The sequence below is a fragment of the Otoolea muris genome (genome assembly GCF_943193115.1).
GTDB lineage: Bacteria > Bacillota > Clostridia > Lachnospirales > Lachnospiraceae > Otoolea > Otoolea muris.
In genome coordinates this window covers 1-1,970 of record NZ_CALPCY010000133.1, presented here as the reverse complement: position 1 = coordinate 1,970, position 1,970 = coordinate 1, and the positions used below count along the sequence as shown (strand labels likewise).

2 protein-coding genes are annotated in these 1,970 nt (G+C 44.4%); both read right to left on the bottom strand.

Going from position 1 to position 1,970, the window contains the following annotated elements; genetic code table 11:
- Positions 1-133: 133 nt before the first annotated feature.
- Complete coding sequence (locus NFS31_RS26565; RefSeq protein ID WP_251502058.1) at positions 134-1,168, bottom strand: site-specific integrase; 1,035 nt, start codon at positions 1,166-1,168, stop codon at positions 134-136.
- On the bottom strand, positions 1,155-1,970 hold an 816-nt coding region (locus NFS31_RS26560; protein ID WP_251502057.1), incomplete at its 5' end, for a tyrosine-type recombinase/integrase. The genes NFS31_RS26560 and NFS31_RS26565, both read right to left, overlap by 14 nt.

The window sequence follows — 1,970 nt, the reverse complement described above, 5'->3', positions numbered from 1 at the left end:
CATTATGGGGAGTGAAGTAAAATGGGGAGTCCTTTAAAAAAATCCCATATTTTCGTATGTTTCTGATAAAATCACTCCCCATTTTACACTGGTGGTTATAAACCACTAATCCTGTCGGGAAACTTATCCTGTTTTATGAATCCCTCTGGCACAAGGAATTTAAAAAATTCATAAGATCCGGATCTTCCTGCCAGGAAGGTTCATTTGAAGCAGGAAGCACATCATTATAAGCTGCTTCAATTGCTTTCCTCTTCATTTCGGTATCCGCCCTTGCATAAATCTCTGTGGTGGAGCAGTCTACATGCCCCAGAAAATCCCGGATATAGATAAGGTTGACCCCTGCCTGCAGCATATGCATACTTTTGCTGTGGCGAAAAACATGGGGAGTGATTGGGAAATCTACACGAAAGGCCGGATCCTTTTTTGCCTTATCTACATATTTGTTAATGATATAAGAAATCCCCCACCGGGAGAGTTTCTGCTTTTTCTGGTTTATAAACAGCGGCCTGCTTCCTTGGCTTATGTATGTATTTCCCATATGTCTGTCAAGATAATGCTGGAGGAGGTTTTGGGTCTTATCCATGATAGGTACCTGTCTGGTCTTATTTCCTTTTCCATGCAAAGTAATAACAGACGGCTTTTCAATCCTTACATCCTTTATCTCCAGATCCGCCAGTTCCTGCACCCTGGCGGCTGTGTCATACAGAACAGACAACAGGACAAGATCACGGAATCCCTCCCTTGTTGAACCGTCCGGCTGGCTTAGAAGTATACGCATTTCATCGCCGGTTAGATAGGGAACCATTGCCTTTGCCGTTTTCTTATAAGGGATATCCAGAATTCTGCTGATTTCTTCCATACATTCCGGTTTTTGCTTCTGTACATACCGGAAAAAGGAGTGCAAGGCAACCAGCCTCTGGTTTCTTGTACTTATGGCGCATCCCCTTTGGGTTTCAAGCCAATCCAGGTATTCCAGAATAAGCTGGCAGGTAATGGTGTGGATCGTAATCTTTTCCGTTTTCAGGTTCTTCTCGGACTCACAGAAGAAGAAAAAGAGTTTAAATGTAACCGCATAGGATTCAATGGTATTTCTGCTGACATTTTTCTGTCCAGGAAGATACTTCCCCAGGAATGAGGTCAGGTAATAAGGAAAATCAGGTTTCTTCATATGTAAAATCCCCTTCTGGTATTACGTCATGAAATACTGCCTCCGTCATCCTGACGATCTCCGGATAAAGCTCTGCGGTAAGACGGAGATAGTACTGTGTCGCCCTGAAATCCGAATGTCCCATATAAGCCGCAAGGTAAGGAAGCAGGTTGGTGAGGTCTTCCCCAGCCAAAGACCATTTTTTCAGGCAGGCAACGGCCAGGCCATGCCGGAAGTCATGGATTCTCGGACCGTTTCCGGTGTGCGGGATATCCGCCATAAGGAGGTAATCCCTGAAATGGTTGTATGCGGTACTGCAGTCCATTCTGCCGTTTTTCCCTGGAAAGAGGTATGCATCTGGTTCGCTAAAGCGGTGGAATCCCTGCATATAAACAGACAGTCTTTCCATTAACGAAGGGGCTAGTGGGACAATCCTGTCTTTGTTATTTTTGGCGCCTCTAATTAAGGCATACGCCTCATCCGTCCGGATATCGCAGATACGAAGGTTCAAAGATTCGGAAAGCCGTACCCCGGTTCCATAAAGGAACCGGAACAGAAGCGGATCTACAGTATTGCGTTTCGAGTTTTGCACAACAGGGTAATGATCCACGGCAAGAAAAAAACGTTTGATTTCATCGGCCGTATAGATATGTGGTATATATCTGCTGCGTGGGAGTACGGTTTTTATTTCTGGTATGTAAGTAGGTATTCCTTGTTTTTGGAGATAGAAAGCGAACTGGTTCATCACTACTTCTTTATTATAATGGGAAGAAGGCCGTTCATGCTCCGTGTAGATAAAGTCATCCATCATGGTTTTTGTAAG

Coding starts and splice junctions, on each gene's coding strand:
- NFS31_RS26565 (WP_251502058.1), bottom strand. CDS start 1,168: ATGAAGAAACCTGATTTTCCTTATTACCTGACCTCATTCCTGGGGAAG.